This is a genomic window from Roseibacillus ishigakijimensis (genome assembly GCF_016595415.1).
Classification (GTDB): domain Bacteria; phylum Verrucomicrobiota; class Verrucomicrobiia; order Verrucomicrobiales; family Akkermansiaceae; genus Roseibacillus; species Roseibacillus ishigakijimensis.
The window spans coordinates 25,482-45,981 of sequence record NZ_JAENIO010000004.1; the positions used below are offsets into that span (position 1 = coordinate 25,482).

A 20,500-nucleotide genomic window follows, 5' to 3' on the forward strand; every position below is an offset into this window, starting at 1 on the left:
GGCGCATCCTTTCCCTCCTGCCTCCGGCCCGGCTGGTGGCAGGATTTTTTTGCCCCCTTCCCCCACGACAAGACCGCCTTTACTCCATTTGGGTAGCCATTTCCTTGCAGGAATTGTCGCTGCCATGCGGTATCACCAAGGTATGCTTCGGTTTTTTCTCTCTTTCCTCTCTAGCGCTGCGGTGGCCAGTGCCCAGCCCCTGAGCTTCGATACCAATCCCCTCGGTCAGGCGGATCGCCCCCTCCTGCTGCGCACCTACGCTCCCGATCCCGGGCTGGACCCAGCGGTCTTTGCCAATCACGGCCAAGCCTCACCCTCCCCCGTCTACAGCCCCAAGGACGGCCGAGACCATCCGGAGAAAGGCGACTACGAGCTCCTCAAGGTCATTCCCGGAGCGATTGCGGTCAACCACGGGCTGGCTCTCTCCTATGTTTTCGACACCACCGAGTGCCGGGTTCTCTATGCTTGGCAAGGGGGCTTTCTCGACATGTTTCCCTATTGGGGCGATGCCACCATGGGCTCCCGGCGTTCCTTTGACTACGCGCCCCGCCTGATGGGTCACCTCTTTTACCTCGCCCGCCCGGAGGAGCGTCCCAAACCCCGCTTCCTGGGCTACGATCTCTCCGCGCAAGGTGTGCCCACCTTCCGTTACCGCCTGGGGGAAACGGCCTATGAAGAGACCATCCTGCCCAATGAGAAAGCCCTTTCCTTCAAACGAATCGTGCGCACTGCGGGCGAGGAAAAGGAAGAAATCGTCAGCGGAGAAGTCCTCTCCCGCCATCAGGGCTTCGACCGCACGATCAAGATTGACGAGCCCAACGAGGACGCGGGAGAGCAGGTCTTTCTCGCCTATGGCTGCGTCGCCTGTCACTCCACTGATGGCTCCGATGGCCATGGCCCGACCTTGAAGGATCTGCACGGCAGCATGCGGGAAATTGAAGGAGGGGAGCCCGTGCTCGCGGACGACAATTACCTGCGGGAGTCCATTTTCGCCCCTAATGCCAAGACCGCGAAAGGCTTTCCGCCCAACTACATGCCTCCTTTCCAGCTTCCCGAGAAGGAGCTGGCCTCCGTCATCCTTTTCATCAAATCCGCCCGCGAAGTCGCACCCGAGTAGATTTCACCTCTTTTCCACCACCCCTTTTCAACGATCATGACCTTCACTCGTTTTTCCCGTCTTTTTGCTACTGCCACCCTCGTCGCCGCTGCGGAGGCCCCCCTCTGGGCCGCCGACGCCTATCAGGTGGAAGCCATTCCCCTCCCGGACAACAGCCCACCGGAAGTGGGTGGCATCGACTTCGCTCCCGATGGCACCTTCTTCGTCGTGCTGCGCCGGGGCGACGTCTTCCGGGCGACTCCCAGGGCCAATCCGGCGGAGTGGGACTGGCAACTCTTCGCCACCGGCTTTCACAACGGCTGCGGCATTGATGCCGTCTCCCGCGATCAGGTGCGGGTGACCCAAATGGCGGAGTTCACCGAAGCCCTCGACACCGATGGCGATGGCACCGCCGACCGCTACAATGCCTTTGCCTCCGGCTGGGGACTCTCCGGCAACTACCACGAAACCAACACCCTCTGTGAAGACGGCAAAGGGGGCTACTACATCGCGGTGGGCACCGCCTCGCACAATGGACCTACCGCCGAGCACACCCTCGGCGATTACTCCAAATTCGGGCGGCGGGGCCGCAACTTTGCCTCCGTCAAATGGCGCGGCACCACCCTGCACTGCGATGCCGAGGGCAATCTGACCCCCTTTTGCTACGGCTTCCGCATGCACAATGGCATTCACCTCGATCCCGAGGGCAACCTCTGGTGCGGGGACAATCAGGGCGACTGGCGAGCCGCCACCCCGCTCTATCACCTTCAGGAAGGCCACTTCTACGGTCACCCTAGTAGCTTGGTCTGGGACCCCTCCTGGCCAGCGGACAAGGACCCTCTCGCCACTTTCCGCGATGATTTGGAAGCCTACAATGAGCACCGCACCTACCCGGCGGTCCAGATTCCCCACAAGGAGATCAACCGCTCGGCGGGTGAACCCCATGTCATCCCGGCCGCATTCCCCCATTTCGCGGGGCAAATGCTCCTGCCCGACAACAATGGCACCCGCATCAGCCGCATCATGCTGGAAAAGGTCAATGGCGAGTTCCAGGGAGCCTGCACCCACTTCCTGGACGGAGGAGGATTGCGCTCGGGCAATCACCGCCTCCGCTTCAGCCCCGATGGCCAGGAGATCTACGTGGGCCAAACGGTGCGTGGCTGGGGGACCCCGGCCGAAGGACTGCAACGCATCCGGGCCGTGAACAAAGCGGAGCCCTTTGACATCACAGGCTTCCAAATCACCCCGACCGGCTTCCGCCTCACCTTCACCCAGGATGTTGCCGAATGGCCTGCCGCCAGCGAGCTGGCTTTCTCATCCTTCACCTATCAATCCAAGTGGACCTACGGTTCCCCCCCGGAGAATCAGGCCGGGCATGCCATCACCGAGCTGCGCAAAATCGACCCACGGACCATTGAGGTCGACTTGGCCAACTTTGTGGCCGGGAAGGTCTACCAGCTCGACCTCCCCGCCCTGACCAGCGCCGGGGGCGAGAAGGTTCAGAATCAACTCTTCTACTACACCGCTAACCAACTACCGAAGCAGTAACAGTAGCAGGCGAACCATCCTCGGTCGCGGACCGGGGATTCAGTCTGCCAGCGCCGACCAATCGAGCAAAATATCCCAGCGATACTGCTTGTCGACGGGCAGAGTGGTGGCGGTCTCGTTGTCAATGCGCTCGAAGACATTTTCCGGCGGGGTCAGGATGGCATCTTTTCCATAAATGTAGTCCTGATCCTCCACGATGGTCTTGTAGGCCTTGTTCAGCTGGAGGGCGCGCTCTCGCGAAGGAGTGATCAAGTCGTAGACATCCCGCGCCGCCGCCAGCTTCTTCTCATCTGGCACAGTCGGTTGGTCCTCGCGGAACCAGCGCCTGGTCATTTCTTCATTATTGCGAAACTCACTGCCACCACCCACTCGCTTTAGGTAAGTGAGAAACTCTCCCTCCTCTTCTCCCCTGGTGGGCACATCGGGCATGTTTTTGAGATTGATATAGCCCCAGCCCTTGGCTCCTTCCACTTTGCGGGGGAAGCCAAAGGTCTTGTCGATAGTGGACCCGATGGAATTGTGGCACCCCATGCAGGAGAAGTTCTCCTCATGAGTGAGCGCCCGCAGGCGGCCATTGTAACCTTCGATAAAGCCCGCAATGGACCAGCCATTCTTGTTGTCGAGGCCATGGGCACCCACCTCCTGGTAGCCCGGCAGGTGCCCGGCTTCTTTCTCAAATCCCTCTTCCTCGTAAGCCCGGCCATAAGTTGGCTTGCCGTAGCCCCGCCATTTTTTCATGTAGCGCACCTCCTTCATACGGGGGGAAACGGTGATCTCCCCGTTGTCGGCAAATCCCAGATAACGCACGGTGTGGAGAAACTCCGTCCCAGCGGGGTAAAGAAAGGTGTCCTTGAAGTCATCCTGGGCCGCTCCCACCCAGCGATCGTGCACGGTGATTTCATGAGCGGTCCCCAAAGTTCCATCGCCATCCAGGTCGACCCCGACTTCTTCTTCGTCCACCGGGAGGCAGGTGATGCGGGACAAACCTTTGATATTGGCCTCCAACAAAGCGAGATTGGCGCGATAAACCGCTAGCGAGGGCTCGCCCGCAGCAGTCTGCCGATACTTCTCGCCCAGCCGAATCATGATATCATCCGTCGAGCCATTGGTCGGCCAGAAGGTGCTGGGAAAGGGTTTGTAATTGAAAGCCACCCACTGGCTGCCGTCTTTGGCAAAGCCGAATTCATCGAAGGCTGCCGTCCCTTTCTGCAAATCCTTGAGTTCCGGGATCCAACCTTGAAAATCCGCCGCCCGCAATCGCTCCGCCAGCTCGGAATAATTGTCCTGATTGATGTAGGCCAAGATCTCCTCATCACTCATCGCCGCGATTCGTGCACTGCGGTCCTCAAAGAGATTCTGCCAGTGATTGATCATCCCAACATCACTGAAGCTGTATTCCGCCTGCAAATCGTCATCATTCATGACGTTCTCCCGCCCCGCTATCCCGGCCTGATGGCAGACATAGCAGGCATTGAAAGTCTCGTGATTCTTGGTGTAGCACTGGGGAGGAATCACACTCTCCCGATTGAACATGGCCCGCACGTTGTAGACCTCGTTGGAAGGAGGCAGCACGCCCTCGTGGCGGAGGAGCTTTTGCAACAGCGTTTCGTGATAGGCAGGGCGGACTGCGGCAAGGGCTTCCGCTTGTTCAGCAGCAAGGGGAAGGGAAAGAAGAGAAGTGGCAAAGGCAGCCAGAAGCGCAGAGAGGTGGGATTTCATTTTGGCAAAAGGTTTCAGCAAAAAACGGGGAGGAGGCCATCCCCCCTCCCCGTAGAAAGAACAGGCAAACGGACCCCGGGCTCAGCGGCTCTGGGTCTGAATCAGTTGATGAACAAAGGTCTGGTCGGGAATATTGGTCACGTTGAACATCCAGACTGCATCTCCCAAACCGCTATCCACTTCGTCCAAGTTGGTGGAAGCCGGGTGCTGGACGGCGACCACAAACTCCTCGGGATAGACCGGGTTCCAAATCATGCCAGTGGCTTCGGCCCCGCGCACCCGCAGGCTCAGGAAGTGGTCGACTGACTCACCCACCCCGTCGTTGTTGGTGTCGCGCACGAACCAGATGTCGCCGCCAGTGTCGCTGCTGTTGGGAGCGTCTTCGATGATGTAGATGTTGCCCAGGGCGTCCTGCGCCAGGTTGTCGGGGGAATTGATCACCGCCGTGGTGCTGGCGAAGCCCTCGTTCTTGGGCGTGCCGGAGTCGGAAGCAAAGACCCGGACCATGGCCTTGTCCACCGTGTGGGCGGGAGACCAGACCCAACGGCGACCCACCCGGTTCCAACGGCCGGGAATGTCCACCTGCATCATCTCCACCGAGTAAACGGTGTTCTCCGAAGTGGCGGCGAAGTAGAGAACTTCATTGCCATTGGCGAGGGTGCCCACTTCGCAGTCCTCGGGACGGCCGAAGGGAGTGCCTCCCACTTCGTTGGCAGCGGTGCGACCAGGACGGCCATCAGCTTCCGTCCAAGTGAAGGCGTCGGTGAGACCGGGAAGAGGATTCCCTTCCTCATCACTGATAGCCACCCAAGAAGCTTCCCCGGTGCGGATGTCGCGATTGGAGCCCCCGTCCCAGTTCAGAGCCGCATCCCCGCCATGGAAGGCGAAGGCATCCACCGACAGGACGAAAGTCTGACCCACGGTGTAATCTCCAGGAGTCTTCATCACAAACTTGTAGATGGAACCGGAATGATCCTCGTCCACGAAGTAAACGGTATCATTATATTTGTTACTGAAGTTGATTCCCTCGTGAGAAACATTGGCGAAGCTGTGCAACTCGCGAATCTCCACATCCTCCCGATCCGCGTAAGGATTGAGACATTCGATGACGCGACCTTGGCCCGACCACTCTTCAGCCGCGATGACGGTGCCATTGGGAGTGAAGCGCGCGGGGTCAAAAGCTCCAAAGTCGTTGGACCAGTCGCCCATGTTGCCTTTGGTATCGCCAGCGAAAACGATTTCCGTCTCGCAGGTGTAGAGGTTCACCCGGCTCACTCCTGCTCCCACGAGAGTCTCATGGGGAAGAAAGAGAAAGTTGCCCGAGGGATCATAGGCGATCATATCGATCATGGATCCATTGGAACCGAGGTCGGGAACGCGCACGATGCTTTGTCCGTAACTGAGAACCTGATCTTCGACCTCACGCAGGCTGACGATGTTTTTCTGGCTGAGCCCCTCGGGAGCAACCCAGGGCTGGGTCAGCTCTTCGGGCGAATTCGGAGTGGTGACCGGCGCGGACTCCGTGAGAGGAGTGAACCAGGTGGCAGTTCCCGCCTGGGCAGTGGCACACGCGGCAAGCGTGAGTGTAGTGATGACGTTTTTCATGGATAGGGTGTGAGAAAGAAGCTGGCTCAAGCGTGCGCCCTCGGGGGAGAGCAACGAATCGCCAACAGTAGAGTTCTAGTAGCGGTCCCTTGCCCTGATAAGGTGATTTCCGTGACGGTTCCGTGACAATGAGAAATCACACAAAAACCTCACTATAAATAGGATACAAACAAGACCGCGAAGGAGGAATTATCGGCGACGACGCAGGAAACCAGTGGCTCCGAGGACCAGCAGAAGAGCGGCAGAAGGCTCGGGAATGGCGGTGAAGCCCGCCGGATCGGAAACATCGATGATGAATGCCTCGATGGTGGGGTCCGTGATCAAGGTGGCTTGGTCGAGGGGAAAATCACCCGGTTTGGCGTTCAGCCCGGGAATGATTCCCGCCACCCGGTCGAGCTCTTCCTGCGTTTCCGCGATGGCAAAAAAGAAGGAGCTTGGGGTGTTGTTGATGAAATTGAGAGCGTAGAAGATCTCGCTCTCGCCCAGGTATCCGGACTCATCGCTTTTGGAGAAAGTCTGCCCAAAAAGGGTGATCTCGAAGGTTACGTCCTGGGCGAGAAGATTCTCCCCCGGAGCCCCCTGGTTGGTGAGTTTGCTTTCATCAAAAGTAAACTGACCGCTAACTGGCGTCGGGTCCACCGAAAGGCTGGAATACAAGTCTCCAGCGAATTGATAAGTCATAGCTGCTTCCCCGGAGGCCAACAAGGCAAGGGAAGAAAGGGCGAGCAAGGATTTCATTTTCATAGTTTTCCAAGAATGGGAATCCAACTTTGGAGCTGGATAAAGGAAGGCATCGGGCTCGGGAAAGAATGGTCCCCGAGACCCGCTGTTCTTGAAACCTGACAGCAAGCCATCGTCAATTTTCTCACTGTGAACAATCCGTCACATCTCCCACCTCACCCGGCTTCCTCACTCGAAAAAGGTGTCGTCGTGGGAGTAGGGGGGAGCACAGCAGCAGAGAAAGCGGGTCTCTTCCAAACCCCGGATCTGGTGCCAGGCCCCGGCAGGAATCAGGACCGCATCCCCGGGACCCACCTCCCGCTCCTCGCCCTCAATCTCCATCACTGCGCGACCCGCCAGAAGGAAATAGAACTCTTCGCTGAGGCGGTGGTAATGACGCTGGGTCGCGCCCCCGGCCGACACCGTGGCCTCGGCGAGGCTCTGCTTCTCCACAGGGGCATTGGCCGCATCCAGAATGCTCCGGATGGTGGAACCATCGGCGGTGATGAATGGCTGCTGGGCGGAAAGCTGGCGAATGGTCATGGACAGAGCAAAGCAGCTCTTCCTCCCTCCTTCAACCCAGCTCGCTCACGCTCGCCCCATTCGGCAGGGGCTCGCCCATGCGGCGACCTTCCAGCAAGGCGAAAAGAGGACTCTCCGGGCTCAGGGTGGTGACCTGCTGCTCCCCACAAGTCACCTCCAATCCCCCACCCACAGGCAGGAGAAGGTAGGAACGCCACTCCCCCTCTTGCTCCAGCTCGACCAAAGCCCCGACCTCCACCCGCTCGGTCACCGCAAAGTCCCGCAGCGCAAAGTTTTCCAGCTCCCGCAGAGCTTCGCGCAAGCTCTCGGCCTGCCGGGCTTGCCCGGAAGCCAGGTAAGACATTTCCAGGCTACGGGTATCATACTTGCTCTCCGCTTTGCTATCGGGATCGGTAGCGGCAGCGCTGGAATCAGCCAAGGCCCGCTCAAGGGCGGACAACTCCTCCCCCAGCTTGGCCTGCACAGCTCCCAACAACTGTTCCTTGAGATTTGCCATCCCGCGATTGCAGCGACTCGCCCTCCCGGTGGCAAGGACATCTCACTCCAGCAAACGGGAAAAGCCGCAAAAGAGCTTGGAGCGCTCCGGGGGCAGGGCGGGCATAAGCTCCTCGTTGTCGAGATGATCTCGCAAGAGCGCAAAGAGCTCCCCTTGCTCCCGACAGCGCTTCATGCGGTATTCAAGATCTTCTCCCAAGCCACTGACCACATAGTTGAGATAGCGCTTCATCTTCTGCACATGCTTGCCCGGATCGAAGTCTTTCTTGAATTCCAGCCGGGCGCGGGCGGTCTCCTCCCAGAGCAGGGTGAGATAGCGCAAGAGATCCCGTTTCCTGACTTCGGCCACCTCCTCACCAGCGAAGGACTGGCGCAGCTGGGAAAAAATCCAAGGATTACGGATCGCCCCTCGTCCCACCATCAAGCCCGCCGCCCCCGTTTTCTCCAGATAAGCCCGGCCCGTGGCCACATCCACGACATTGCCATTGGCCACCACCGGACAGGACAAAGCCTCCACCGCCCGCCGCACGGCCCCGGTGTGCACCGGAGTCTGGTAACGCTCTTTGACCGTGCGCCCATGCACACTCAACATATCAATCTGATGACGAGAAAAAACCGCCAGAAGTTCCTCAAACTCGCTCTCGCTGGCAAACCCCACCCGCGTCTTGACCGTAAACCAACGAGACCCGCAGACCTCGCGAAGATGACCTAACAAGTCATCAATCTTATTCCGATCCCGCAGCAACCCCCCGCCCGCCTGCTTGCTACAGACCACCGGGGCCGGGCAGCCGAGATTGATATCGATTCCAGCCACCTCCTCGTAGTTGAGAAGCTCGCCCGCCGTTCGTCGCATCTCCCCCGCATCCTGGCCAATGAGCTGGGCTATGACTGGTCTGCCGGTGGGGTTCCGCAGGATGCTCGCCAGGATGTGCTTCTCCAAGGTGGAGTGAATGTGCACCCGGAAATACTCGGTAATGGCCAGATCCGCCCCTCCCCCGCACTGGGCCAGGGTGCGCCAAAAGGGCAGGTCCGTGACCTCCTGCATGGGGGCCAGAACGGTAAAGGGACGCGGCAAGTCAACCATCGGCAGCTCTTAGCGCAATCCCCCGCCGCTGGCGAGCCTCACCTCTCGCCCCGGTTGCGATGAGTCTCGCGCCGCACCTCGTGCAAGACCTCTTGCGTGGTCATCACATTGGCATAGCGGAACTTGAGCACCCCCAGAGAGGCCTCATGCAATTCTTGCGATACAGTGGCGCAAGCATCATCAACCACGGTCACAAAGTAGCCCAAATCGCAGGCATCCCGGGCCGTGGTCTCGACGCACTCATTGGTGTAAACTCCCACCATGTAGAGAGTTTCTATTTCCATATTTTGCAAAACATAATGCAAATTGGTGGAAGGAAAGGCCCCGCTGGCGGTTTTATTGATGATGATCTCATCTCCGAAAGGAGCCACCTCGGGGAGGAACTCCGCTTCTTTGGAATCGGGCGCGGCGAGGAGATTGAGGCGCTTGTGCCCCTTCGAGCGATCCCGTCCATCATTGGTCAAGGCGCAGATGCGGCAATGGATGACCTCCAGAGAACTGTCGCGAAACAGCTCCTGCAGGCGACGCATATTGGGGAGCACCGTTTTTTTCAAACGAGAAAAATAGTAGCTCCGTCCCTCTTCGGAAACGCCCGAGGCATCGGGGTCGGTGAACAAGCCATAACCGGGGGCGGCATCGAGATACTGCACATCGATGCAGAGAAGAGCCGCCCGCCGTTCCCGCAGAGCCTTGGCCCGCTCGGGGTGGTTGAGGAAGGCCTCAATATAGTCCGCGCGCCGTTCGCCCTCATCCAGGGAAAGATTCAACATGATACTCCTTTCTGACCCGGGTGACCCGAATTGCCGAATTCCAGCAGCGCTTCCAGCAAGAGCTTGGTCCCGGCCTCAATATCGTCCCAGGAGGTCCACTCCTGCGGAGAGTGACTTTTTCCCCCGCGTGAGGGCACAAAGAGCATCACCGTCGGGGTAATGGTGGCCATAATCTGGGCATCGTGGGCAGCCCCCGATGGCATGCGGCGATAAGCCAGATCCAGCTCCTTGGCCTTTGCCTCCAGCACCTTCAACATGGGCCGCGAACAGGCCACGGGAGCGATCTCACTTTCCACCGTGAACTCAAACATCAGGTTGCGCCGCCGGGCGATGGCGGAGAGGGAGCGCCGGAATTGATCGGCGAGCTGCCGCAAAATCTCCGGATCGGTATCGCGCACATCGAGAGAGAAGATGGCCTCGCCGGGGACGGTATTGGCCGATCCGGGGTGGAGTTCGGCCTTCCCCACCGTGGCCCGGGAGCGTTCACTGCCATTCTCCTCCAGCACGCGGGGAATCTGATAGGCAAACTCCGCCATGCCGAGAAACGCATCCTGCCGCATGTCCATGGGCGTGGTCCCGGCATGATTGGCCTCTCCTCGCAGGGTCACCGACCATTTGAAAAGCCCAGTGATATCCTCCACCAAGCCGACTTGCTCGCGGGCGACATCAAGAACCGGGCCTTGTTCAATGTGCAGCTCCAGATAGCACTCCAGGCTTTTGGGATCGCGGCGCGCTTCCAAGGCTTGCCAAGGATCCATGCCGTGGCGCTCCAAGGTGTCGGACAACTTCACCCCGTTGAGATCGCGCGCATGGTGCAGAGTCTCCGGGGTCAGCTTCCCCGCCACCGCCTGCGAACCAAACATGCCACCGAAACGGCCCTCTTCATCCGAAAAGGAAATGACCTCGATGGAATGCCGGGGCCGGACGCCCGCCTCGGTCATGGCGTGCAGGCTCTCCAGGGCCGCCATTACCCCGAGAGACCCATCCAAGGTGCCGGCACAAGGGACGGTATCGAGGTGGGAACCGACCAGCACCCGGGGGAGATCGGGCTCGCTGCCCTCCAGCAAACCGCTGACATTGCCCGCTCCATCCCGCGATACCTGCAGGCCGGCCTCTTTCATCTCTTTCTCCAGCCAGTCGCGGGCCTCCATGTCCTCCCGGGTGAAGGCCATGCGGTAAAGCCCTCCCACCTCGGGATCGAGACCAATCTCACTCAACTCCTTGAATCGTCGCTGCAAACGCGACAGCGACACCGCTGCTTTTTCTTTCGTTGCACTCATTTCTACCCAAAGGCCTCGCACGGATCGGCCCGCATAGCAACGAAACCCCGCATTTTTCCGGGAGGATGGCACGGGGAAGGCCTCCGCCCCAGCCGCCTCAAGCCACACATTGCTTGAAGGCAGCGATGGCCCGGTCCAAATCCTCGCGGCTATGGGCCGCAGAGATTTGAGTGCGGATGCGGGCCTGCCCCTGAGGCACAACCGGGTAACTGAAGGCAATGACGTAGAGGCCGAGCTGAAGCAACTCGTCCGCCAAGTCCTTGGCCTTGACCGCATCGTAGAGCATCACGGGCACAATGGGAGTGTCTCCGGGAAGGAGGTCAAAGCCGGCCGCCGTCATCTCCTCGCGGAAGTAACGCGTATTTTCCCAAAGCTTTTCGCGCAGAGCCGGGCCTTCATCCTCCAGCAGATCGAGCACTGCCAGGCTGGCCGCCACGATGGGCGGAGCGATGCTGTTAGAGAAAAGATACGGGCGCGAACGCTGGCGCAGAAGATCAATGACCTCTTGAGAAGCTCCCACGAAGCCGCCGCTGGCTCCGCCTAGCGCTTTCCCCAAGGTGCCGGTGATGATGTCGATGCGACCGAGCACCCCATGGTGCTCGTGGGTCCCCCGCCCGGTGGGGCCCATGAAACCACTGGCATGGCACTCATCCATCATGATCTGAGCCCCGTATTTGTCGGCCAAATCGCAGATCTCCGGCAGTTTGGCCGAACAGCCATCCATGGAAAAAACGCCATCGGTGGCAATGAGGATATGACGCGCCCCGGCCTCTTGCGCTTCCTGCAGCTTGGCCTCGAGATCAGCCATATCGGAGGTGGCATAGCGATAGCGCTTGGCTTTGCAGAGACGAATGCCGTCGATGATGGAAGCATGATTGAGGGCGTCGGAAATGACGGCATCCTCGGGTCCGAGAATAGTCTCAAAAAGACCGCCATTGGCATCGAAGCAACTCGAGTAAAGAATGCAATCTTCCACCCCCAAGAAGGCCGCCAGCCTTTGCTCCAACTCGCGGTGAATGCTCTGGGTGCCGCAGATGAAGCGCACCGAGGCGAGTCCGAAACCCCACTCGTCGAGAGCCTGATGCGCAGCAGCCACGACTTTGGGATGATTGGCCAGGCCCAAGTAATTATTAGCGCAGAGATTGATGACTTCCCCACTGCCGGGCACGGCAATGTGATTGGACTGGGGAGTGGTGATGAGCCGTTCCGTTTTGTAGAGACCAGCTTCCTTCATTTCGGCCAACTGAGCGGCCACTTTTTCAAAAAGAGACATAAATTCGTTATCTTTAGCAGTGCAAAAAAATCGTCCTTAAACCCAATTGAGAATCACCTTCCCGCAGGAGCCCTCATTCATCAAAGCAAAGCCCTCCTCGAAATCCTGATAAGGCAAGCGGTGGGTGATGACAGGCGAAATATCGAGACCCGACTGAATCATGGTCGTCATTTGATACCAGGTCTCATACATTTCGCGGCCATAGATTCCTTTGAGATGGAGCCCATTGAAAACGACCTTGTTCCAATCGATGGAGACTGAAGGATCAGGAATGCCGAGAAGGGCAATCTTGCCCCCGTGCGCCATGTTGTCGATTAGGTCATTGAAAGCCGCCGGATTACCCGACATCTCAAGGCCGACATCGAAGCCTTCGGTCATGCCAAGGTCCTGCTGCACTTGAGGCAGTTTCTCCTGGGTCACATTGACCGTGCGAGTCGCTCCCAGCTCCTCCGCGAGGTCAAGTCGCTGGGAATTGACATCGGTCACCACCACATGGCGGGCACCCGCGTGAACCGCGATGGCCGCCGCCATACAGCCGATGGGCCCCGCACCAGTGATGAGCACGTCCTCACCGAGCAAGGGGAAGGACAGCGCGGTGTGGGTGGCATTGCCAAAAGGGTCGAAAATTGCCGCCAAATCCCGGGAAATGCCGCGCCCGTGCTTCCAGACGTTGGTGGCCGGAAGAGCAATGTATTCCGCAAAGGCTCCAGGGTGGTTGACCCCCACTCCCGCAGTATCGCGGCACAGGTGGCGACGGCCAGCGAGACAGTTGCGGCAGCGCCCACAGATGAGGTGCCCTTCTCCCGAGACCAGGTCGCCCGGCTGCAGGTAGTCGACGAGCGAGCCCACCTCCACGATTTCACCCACAAACTCGTGGCCGATGATGAGGGGTGCGGGCACCGTTTTGCGCGCCCAGGCATCCCAATTGTAAATGTGCAAATCGGTGCCGCAGATGCCGGTGCGATCCACCTTGATGAGAACCTCGCGATTGCCGATTTTCGGCTCAGGGACATCGACGAGCGAAAGGCCGGGTTCTCCGGCGGCTTTGAGAAGTGCTTTCATATCGGGAGCACGGCCACCCTAACGAAATTGACAAATTATTCAATTCTTTTTCACAAAAGCCTAGAATTCAGAACCCTTCTCAAGTCCTTTAAGAAGCTAGGCAAGCAGGCTTACGGCCAACAATCTCACAAATTTTTCCCACGAAACCCCTTGCATCCCTCTCTTCTTGTGTTTGGCTGGACGGCCCTGAGGCGCTGCTCTCTTTGCCCGAAAGAGCTTCATTCGACCTGACCCATTCGTTATTTTCCGACCGCAAGTCATCCTCACACTCCTCGCCATCGTCTGCTTCGCGGACGGGGCTGCAGCGACCTCGGTCACCTTCACCAGCCCTCCAGCGGACGAACGCTTTACCGACAATGGCACGGTGACCTTGAGTTGGGAGCCCACAGAGGAGGCCGGTCCCCAGCAAACTTTCCAAATCGAGCACCAGCCACCGGGGGAGGAGAGCTTCCTGCGCCATCCCGGCACCGACCGCACCACCGTGATCACCGGCATGGCTGCGGGCGAGCACATCTTCCGCGTGCGGGCCGGGGAAAACGACCCCTGGTCCCCGCCCTTGACCGTCGAATGCCAATACATGGCTCGCGGGCAGGTGAATCTCCTGCTCATTCTCGGTGGCCTGGTCGTCCTCGCCACTGCTGGCGCAGTCGTTCACGGTCATCTGTCCTCCCGCTCCCAACCTGACGAACTCCCCTAAGCTTCCGATGTTGTTCGCTGTCACCACCGCCTCTGTCTCGCCCGTTGTGGGCTGGTCTGTTGTCATCCTCCTCAGTCTTCTCTGGGTGGGGCTCGGCATTTATTGGGGGCGCAAGGCCAAGGACTCGGAAGGCTTCACCCTCGCCGGACGGAACATCGGCCTCGCCCTCGGTTCGGCTACCGTGATGGCCACCTGGGTGACCTCCAACACCATCATGGTCGCCCCGCAATTCGCCTACACCCAGGGGCTCTGGGGCGTCCTGGCCTTTGCCACCGCCTCCTTCGGCCTCTTTCTTTTCGCCCCCTTGGCGGTGCGCATTCGCAAGCTTTTGCCCCAAGGCACGACCGCTGGCGATTTCTTCCACCTCAAATATGGCCAAACCGGGTGGCTTCTCTTTCTCGTCATCACCCTCGTCTACTCTCTGGCCTGGCTGGTCACCATGACGGTCGCCGGTGGCGAGTTGCTCGAAGTCCTCACCGGCATTCCCTACCACACCGGAATGTCGCTCATCCTCCTCGTCTGCGTGCTCTACACCCTCTTCGGCGGACTCTACGCAGTGGTGGGCACGGACTTTATCCAGAGCCTCATCATCCTCTTCGGCATCGTCCTCACCGGCGTGCTGGTGCTGACCAATCTCGATCTCCCCGACACCCACGAGCGCCTCGCCCAGCGCCAGCCCATGCTCCTGCAGACCTACATGCCGGTGGCTCTCCTCTCCTTCTTCAACATCATGCTCTTCGGCTTTGGCGAGGTCTTCCATAATAATGTCTGGTGGTCGCGCACCTTTGCCATGCGTGAGGGCGTGGCTCCCAAGGCCTTCACTTTGGCGGGATTCTGCTGGTTCCCCATCCCCATCGCGGCGGGCTTCATCGCCCTCTCCGCCGGTCCACTGGGCTTGAACGTGACCAATACCAACCAAGTCGGCCCTGCCGTCGCCCAGCACGTGCTCGCCGAGGCCGGCTTCGGCCCCGCAGCCGGTATACTCATCCTCGTTGTCCTCTTTTGCTCCATCGCCTCCTCCATCGACTCGCTGCTGGCCGCCACCTCCGACCTGATCCTGAAAGACGTGCCCAAGCATTTGGGCCGAGGCGAAATTCCGGAAGCACGCTTTCGCCGCATGGCGGCCTACATCATCATTGGCACCGGTCTGGTAGCCTGGAGCCTGGCCCTCCCCCGCTGGCCTCTCTACAAGGTGCTCTACGCCTCCGGCCCGCTCGTTGCCGCTCTCATCTGGCCTGTTATCGCAGGCATTTATTGGAAAAACGCAGCCCGCTTGCCCATCCTCATCGGCATTGTGCTCGCCGCTGGTCTGGGTCTCTGGGCCTATTTCCAGCTCGGCTGGTATACCGCCTCCCTCATCTCGGCGGCTATTTCCATGCTGTTCTGTTTGACGGCAAAGTTTATCGGTCGACCTTCCGCCCACTAATTCCTTTCCCCGCAAAAACACCATGTTTTCACCCACTGCTCTGCAGATCATCATCTATGGCTCCCTCCTCTGGACCAGCCTCGCCTTCCTGGCCCTCGCCTTGCTTTTCTTTCGCGATCTCAAAAATAAAAACCTCTGGTAAACCATGAACGACGACCTGCCCATCGCCGAGAACAAACAAGCGCCCTTCCTCGATCCTCCGGTGGATTCCGAGGCCACTCGCCCCGAGCCCTCCGGCCTTTTCACCAACAATCCCGTCAATTTCGACACCCTGGAAGAGCTGGCCGGAACCAATATCCTCAGCGCCACCCAGTTCACCTTCGATCAAGTGGCCGAGCTCTGCAAACTGGCCGCCGTTTTGGAAAAAATCGAAGTCTGGCCCTACCACCCCCTCGACGGGAAAATCGTGGTCACCGCCTTCTTCGAGCCCTCCACCCGCACCCGCATCTCCTTCGAAAGCGCGGTTCACCGGCTGGGCGGCAAGGTCATCTCCATCGCCGACGGCACCACCACTGGCCAGGCCAAAGGTGAATCCCTGGGCGATATTGGCGAAATGTTCAACGCCTACGCCGACCTCGTGGTCATGCGTCACACCGAGACCACCGCACCGGAACAAATCCTCGAGAACATGCGCATCCCCCTTGTCAATGCGGGCAACGGCTCTGGCGAGCACCCCACCCAGGCCCTCGCGGACTGGTTCGCCCTCCTCAAGTGGCGACCCGAACTGGCCGCTCCCAAGCCCCCCGAAGCCCCCAAGCTCCACCTCGGCATTCTCGGCACCCCGGGCTCCATGCGCGCGGTGAAATCTTTCCTCCTTCTCTCCCTTCTTTTCAAAGACCACATCGCCAAGGTGACCGTCATCTCCGAGATGGCCGACCCCTTCGGTGAAGACGTCATCAACCACCTCACCGAAGCCGATATCGCCTATGAGGTCACCAACGACATCCAAGAAACCATCGCGGACCTCGATGTCGTTTACATGAATTCCATCGCCTTCCTGGGCGACTCCTACAAGTCCCTCGACGCCCGCTACAAGCTCGATGCGAACAGCCCGCTCAAGCCCGATGCGGTCATTCTCCATCCCCTCGCCCGTCTCGACGAGCTCGACACCTCCTTGGACAAGACTCCCCACAACCTCTACTTCTCCCAGGCCCACGGCGCGGTCTTCATCCGCCAGGCCCTCCTGATGGCCACCCTCGGCCGCCTCGACAGCCTCCCCCCCTTGGAATCGCTTTAATCCTTTCGATGGCAGAGTTAAGAGTGCAGAGTTAAGAGTTTCGACGATTCTTGTTCACCACCGTCACGAAAATCGCGATGAGCTCGTCGGCTTCCCTCTCAAGACCCTCCAATCTTTCCGCTGCCATCAGTTCACCCCTCCGTATCAACTCCAGCCAGTAGCTTGTTTCATCCAACTCCTTCAAACAATCCCCCATCTTGGCGAGGAACTCGGCTTGAGAACGAGCCCGGCAAGCTTCGCGATGATTGGCTCCCACCGATGAGCTGCTCCGCAACATCTGCACCCCGAAAGCTTTCGATTCCTGACTTCGCGGCAGAGCCCGATACAGTGCCAGACACCGTAACGAAAAAACCATTAGCCTTTCTCTCAACTCCTTTGTCCTCGGGTCCACCCACCCACCCACTCTAAACTCTGAACTCCCAACTCTAAACTCAAATCATGTGCGGAATCGCCGGATACTTCACCACCAAAGGCCTCACTGAAAATGCTCCCGACATCGTCAATGCCCAATTGGAGACGATCAAACACCGGGGTCCCGATGCCTTCAATCAACACCTCGATCGGGAGCGCGGACTCGCCCTAGGACACTCGCGGCTTATCATTAACGATTTCGAGCACGGAGCGCAGCCTCTCTTTACGCCCGACAAGAGCCACTATCTCACCGTCAATGGCGAGTTCTATGACTTCAAGCGCTACCGCTCCACCCTGATGGCGGAGGGGCAACGCTTTCTCACCAAGTCAGATTCTGAAATTGCGCTCGGACTCTACCGCAAGATGGGACTCGATTTCTTCGAGTGCCTTCGCGGCGAATTCGCCTTCGCACTCTACGACCAAAAAGAAGACGAGCTCATTCTCGCGCGAGACCGCTTCGGGGTGAGACCTCTTTTCTACTACGTTTCTGGTAACAAAGACACCATCGTCTGGGGCTCGGAGGCCAAAGCCGTCCTCGCCCACCCCGAGGTAGAGGCCCGGCTCGACCCCAAGGCCGCTCTCCATCAGTTGATGCAGACCATCGCGCCGGGCATGAGTGCTTTTTCGAATGTCCACTCGCTCTCGCCCGGTCATTTCCTCCGCATTCGCAAGCGCAACGGCTCACTTGAAATCACGCAGGAACGCTACTGGGACTTCGACTTTCCCACCGAAGAAGAACGCCCCAAGGAGATCAGCGAGAAGGAAGAAGAGGAGCACGTCGAACGCATCCGCGCCGAGCTCATCGACGCCATCGTCAAGCGCCTCGAAGCCGATGTTCCCGTAGGCTCCTACCTCTCCGGCGGCATCGACTCCTGTTGCATCCTCGGCCTTGCTAGTGGTGCCATGCAGAGCCCGGTGAAGGCCTACACCATCTCCTTCGACGACGACCAATACGACGAGGCTCCCATTGCGAAGGAAATGGCCGAGTCCATGAACGCCGACCAGCACGTCATCAACCTGAAAGCCGAGGATCTCTACGGCCAGAACTACATCGACACCGTTTGGCACGCCGAGCGCACCTTCTACAACACCCTCGGCGTGGCGAAGAATCTGATGTCCAAGACCGTGTGGGAATCCGGCTACCGCTGCGTCGTCACGGGCGAGGGCGCGGACGAACTCTTTGCCGGCTACCCCGCCCTCAAGCGCGACATGTTCTTGCATGGCATCAGCCACGAGCCCGCCAGCGTGCGCGCCGAATACCAAGCCGCCCTCGAGCGCACCAACAGCCTTTTCAAAGGAGCCATTCTTTCCGAAAACGAGCGCACCCACCCGGCTTGGATGGGGCTTTGCGGCTTCACCCCCTCCTGGCTGCAACCCTGGATGGACACCCTCGACATTGCCCGTCCGCTCCTCGCCGACGATGTCGCCCACGAGCTGCGCGACTACGATCCCATTGAGGCCATCGCCGACCGCATTGACGGCTCGATGTTAGAAGGCCGCCATCCCCTCGACATCGCGCAATACACCTGGTCGAAGTGCCAGCTGGAAGGCCAGATCCTGAACTGGGGCGGCGACCGGGTGGACATGGCCAACTCCATGGAATCCCGTCCTCCCTTCCTCGATCACCACCTCGCCGCCGCCGCCGTGGACGTGCCACCCAGCCTGCGCATCAAGGGCAATACCGAGAAACACATCCTGCGCGAAGCGGTCAAAGGCGTGCTTCCCGAGGTCCTCTACAAGCGGGAAAAATTCGCCTTCATGGCTCCGCCCGCCCACACCGACGAGTCGAAAAAGGCCAAGGTCGGCGAGCTCATCAGCAGCTTCCTCAACGAGGACACCGTGCGCGATGCCGGACTCCTTTCCCCCGAGCGCGTGACGCAATTCCTCAACGCCTACCGCGCTGACACCGACCCCACTTCCCTCGTCCGCAAAGACGCTCTCCTCAACCACCTCCTCTGCCTCCACATTCTGCACCACCAATTTGTGGCGTAGGAAGAGAGGTGCTCATTCCACTCTGTCACAGGGTGCCGGTTCCGCCGGCACCTTTTTTTGTCCGCCCCGCCCCCTCACTCGACGTGTGCGGCGGCCAATTTTTTCCGCATGCGGCCGAGAATCTCTCCCGCCTCATTCTCCTCCGCCAAATTGTGCCATTCGTTCGGATCGGTCTCGTGATCATAGAGCTCCTCCGAGCCATCCCCGTAGACAATGTAGCGGTAGCGTTCGTCCCGCAAGGAGCGCCCGCCATCCTTGCGATAAGTCAGCGCGGGATGATCCCAAGTCGCGGTTTTGTTTTCCAAAAGAGGGACCAGACTCCGGCCTTCCGCCTTTTTATTGGCCGGCAAGCCACAGAGTTCGAGCAAAGTGGGATAGAGATCGAGCAAACTCACCACCCGCTCGCACTTGCCCGGTGCAATTTTACGATCATCGGCCTCGGGCACCTTGATAATAAGCGGAGAAAGGGCGGAACGCTCCCAGAGGGTGTGCTTCTGGAAGGTGTTCTTTTCCCCCAGATGATAGCCATGGTCCGACCAGAGCACCACAATGGTGTTGTCGCGGTAGGGGCTGGCCTCCAGCGCCTGCAACACTTGCCCAATCTTATCATCCACGAAGGTGATGCTGGCCAGGTAAGCCTGCACGATGTCACGCCACTGGTCCTCCTCCTGCGCCCACTCGGTGCGGGGATAGCCCTCATTGAGAGTTGCGCGCCCTGCCGCCGGGACATCAGCGAGGTCGTCCGCACGATAAGGCGGCAGCTGAATCTTTTCCCGATCATAGCGGTCGAAATACTCCTGCGGCACATACCAAGGCACATGGGGGCGCAGAAAGCCGACCATGAGCAGAAAAGGCTCCTCGTGCTCCTCCCCCAGCCGCGCAGCCGCCCACGCCGCCGCCTTGGAGTCACTCATCTTCGGCTCCGGAGTCGGGGAGCGCCCCCAGTCAGTGAGGGTTTTCTGGCTTTTCCACTGCAACTTGCGCCGCCCGCCATCCTCATCGCGATAGGTGCCCCAGCCGCCCCGCCCGCCGGAGAGGTCGAGGTGCTCGGCAGGGAGATGTTTGTGGAGGATTTTCCCCACCGCCATGGTCGTGTAGCCCGCTTCCTTGAAGCGTTCGTGCAACAGAGCAGAACCCCTCGCGTGCAACTTCTCGGCCACCACCTCGTCGTCCATTTGCAGCTTTTGCGACTGATACTGGTGGTAGTAAATGCCCCCCATCACGCTGGCTCGCGAAGGTCCACAGACGGGATACTGGCAGTAGGCGCGCGAAAACCAGACGCCTTCCTCTGCGAGCCCATCCATGTGGGGCGAGATCACCTGCTCATCCCCCCGGTAGCCCGCCCAATCATTGAGATCATCCACCGCGATGAAGAGCACATTGGGTCTCGTCTCCTCCTCGGCGACCGAAACAAGAACTCCAACCAGCAGCAGGATCACGATTCGAGCCATCACCTTCATTCCCACCCACTACTTCTCCCGACGCTCACATTTGTCAGCACCCCCCTCTCGCCTTTCGGTCACCCTGTGTTGCAAAAGCCGA

Annotated in this window: 18 protein-coding genes; 6 read left to right on the plus strand and 12 right to left on the minus strand. The window is 59.4% G+C overall.

Annotated features, from left to right (window positions below; translation table 11 throughout):
- Positions 1-142: 142 nt before the first annotated feature.
- On the plus strand, positions 143-1,117 hold the full coding sequence (locus tag JIN78_RS02330) for a c-type cytochrome (RefSeq protein WP_200390321.1): 975 nt from the start codon (positions 143-145) through the stop codon (positions 1,115-1,117).
- A 36-nt stretch (positions 1,118-1,153) separates the two neighbouring features.
- The gene (locus JIN78_RS02335) at positions 1,154-2,644 is read left to right on the plus strand and encodes a hypothetical protein (RefSeq protein ID WP_200390322.1); all 1,491 of its coding nucleotides are present in this window, start codon (positions 1,154-1,156) and stop codon (positions 2,642-2,644) included.
- A gap of 39 nt (positions 2,645-2,683) precedes the next feature.
- Here the strand turns inward: JIN78_RS02335 and JIN78_RS02340 are convergent, their stop codons facing one another.
- The 10 genes from JIN78_RS02340 to tdh form a co-directional block, all read right to left on the minus strand.
- Entirely contained in the window at positions 2,684-4,363 is a 1,680-nt protein-coding gene (locus tag JIN78_RS02340; protein WP_200390323.1) for a hypothetical protein, read from the minus strand.
- 81 nt (positions 4,364-4,444) lie between these two features.
- A complete protein-coding gene (locus tag JIN78_RS02345; protein ID WP_200390324.1) occupies positions 4,445-5,968 on the minus strand; it encodes an alkaline phosphatase PhoX in 1,524 nt (507 codons plus the stop codon).
- A gap of 189 nt (positions 5,969-6,157) precedes the next feature.
- Positions 6,158-6,712, minus strand: a complete 555-nt coding sequence (locus tag JIN78_RS02350; RefSeq protein ID WP_200390325.1) for a PEP-CTERM sorting domain-containing protein — start codon at positions 6,710-6,712, stop codon at positions 6,158-6,160.
- Positions 6,713-6,877: 165 nt separating this feature from the next.
- Positions 6,878-7,231 carry a cupin domain-containing protein gene (locus JIN78_RS02355; RefSeq protein ID WP_200390326.1) on the minus strand — a complete coding sequence of 118 codons (354 nt, stop codon included), beginning with the start codon at positions 7,229-7,231 and terminating at the stop codon, positions 6,878-6,880.
- 31 nt (positions 7,232-7,262) lie between these two features.
- Entirely contained in the window at positions 7,263-7,727 is a 465-nt protein-coding gene (locus tag JIN78_RS02360) for a hypothetical protein (protein WP_200390327.1), read from the minus strand.
- Positions 7,728-7,769: 42 nt separating this feature from the next.
- Complete coding sequence (locus JIN78_RS02365; RefSeq protein WP_200390328.1) at positions 7,770-8,810, minus strand: tRNA dihydrouridine synthase; 1,041 nt, start codon at positions 8,808-8,810, stop codon at positions 7,770-7,772.
- A gap of 38 nt (positions 8,811-8,848) precedes the next feature.
- A complete protein-coding gene (locus JIN78_RS02370; RefSeq protein ID WP_200390329.1) occupies positions 8,849-9,580 on the minus strand; it encodes a cysteine hydrolase family protein in 732 nt (243 codons plus the stop codon).
- Positions 9,574-10,860, minus strand: coding sequence for a Zn-dependent hydrolase (locus JIN78_RS02375; RefSeq protein ID WP_200390330.1), 1,287 nt, complete (start codon positions 10,858-10,860; stop codon positions 9,574-9,576). The genes JIN78_RS02370 and JIN78_RS02375 overlap by 7 nt, the downstream gene beginning before the upstream one ends.
- 97 nt (positions 10,861-10,957) lie before the next feature.
- Positions 10,958-12,133, minus strand: coding sequence for a glycine C-acetyltransferase (gene kbl / locus JIN78_RS02380; RefSeq protein ID WP_200390331.1), 1,176 nt, complete (start codon positions 12,131-12,133; stop codon positions 10,958-10,960).
- A 36-nt stretch (positions 12,134-12,169) separates the two neighbouring features.
- Positions 12,170-13,195: an L-threonine 3-dehydrogenase gene (gene tdh / locus JIN78_RS02385; protein WP_200390332.1), complete on the minus strand. Its 1,026-nt coding sequence runs from the start codon at positions 13,193-13,195 to the stop codon at positions 12,170-12,172.
- A gap of 364 nt (positions 13,196-13,559) precedes the next feature.
- Between tdh and JIN78_RS02390 the strand changes: the two genes are divergently transcribed.
- From JIN78_RS02390 to JIN78_RS02400, 3 genes are all read left to right on the plus strand, one after another.
- A complete protein-coding gene (locus JIN78_RS02390) occupies positions 13,560-13,892 on the plus strand; it encodes a fibronectin type III domain-containing protein (protein ID WP_200390333.1) in 333 nt (110 codons plus the stop codon).
- A gap of 7 nt (positions 13,893-13,899) precedes the next feature.
- The gene (locus tag JIN78_RS02395) at positions 13,900-15,318 is read left to right on the plus strand and encodes a sodium:solute symporter family transporter (RefSeq protein ID WP_200390334.1); all 1,419 of its coding nucleotides are present in this window, start codon (positions 13,900-13,902) and stop codon (positions 15,316-15,318) included.
- Between the two features lie 145 nt (positions 15,319-15,463).
- Positions 15,464-16,555, plus strand: a complete 1,092-nt coding sequence (locus tag JIN78_RS02400; protein WP_200390335.1) for an aspartate/ornithine carbamoyltransferase family protein — start codon at positions 15,464-15,466, stop codon at positions 16,553-16,555.
- 31 nt (positions 16,556-16,586) lie between these two features.
- Here JIN78_RS02400 and JIN78_RS02405 read toward each other — a convergent pair whose 3' ends face one another.
- Positions 16,587-16,910, minus strand: a complete 324-nt coding sequence (locus tag JIN78_RS02405) for a four helix bundle protein (RefSeq protein ID WP_200390336.1) — start codon at positions 16,908-16,910, stop codon at positions 16,587-16,589.
- 83 nt (positions 16,911-16,993) lie between these two features.
- Between JIN78_RS02405 and asnB the strand changes: the two genes are divergently transcribed.
- Positions 16,994-18,958, plus strand: a complete 1,965-nt coding sequence (asnB, locus tag JIN78_RS02410) for an asparagine synthase (glutamine-hydrolyzing) (RefSeq protein WP_200390337.1) — start codon at positions 16,994-16,996, stop codon at positions 18,956-18,958.
- 74 nt (positions 18,959-19,032) lie between these two features.
- On the opposite strand, the gene JIN78_RS02415 is transcribed toward asnB, so the two are convergent.
- Positions 19,033-20,409, minus strand: coding sequence for a sulfatase (locus tag JIN78_RS02415; RefSeq protein ID WP_200390338.1), 1,377 nt, complete (start codon positions 20,407-20,409; stop codon positions 19,033-19,035).
- Positions 20,410-20,500: the final 91 nt, after the last annotated feature.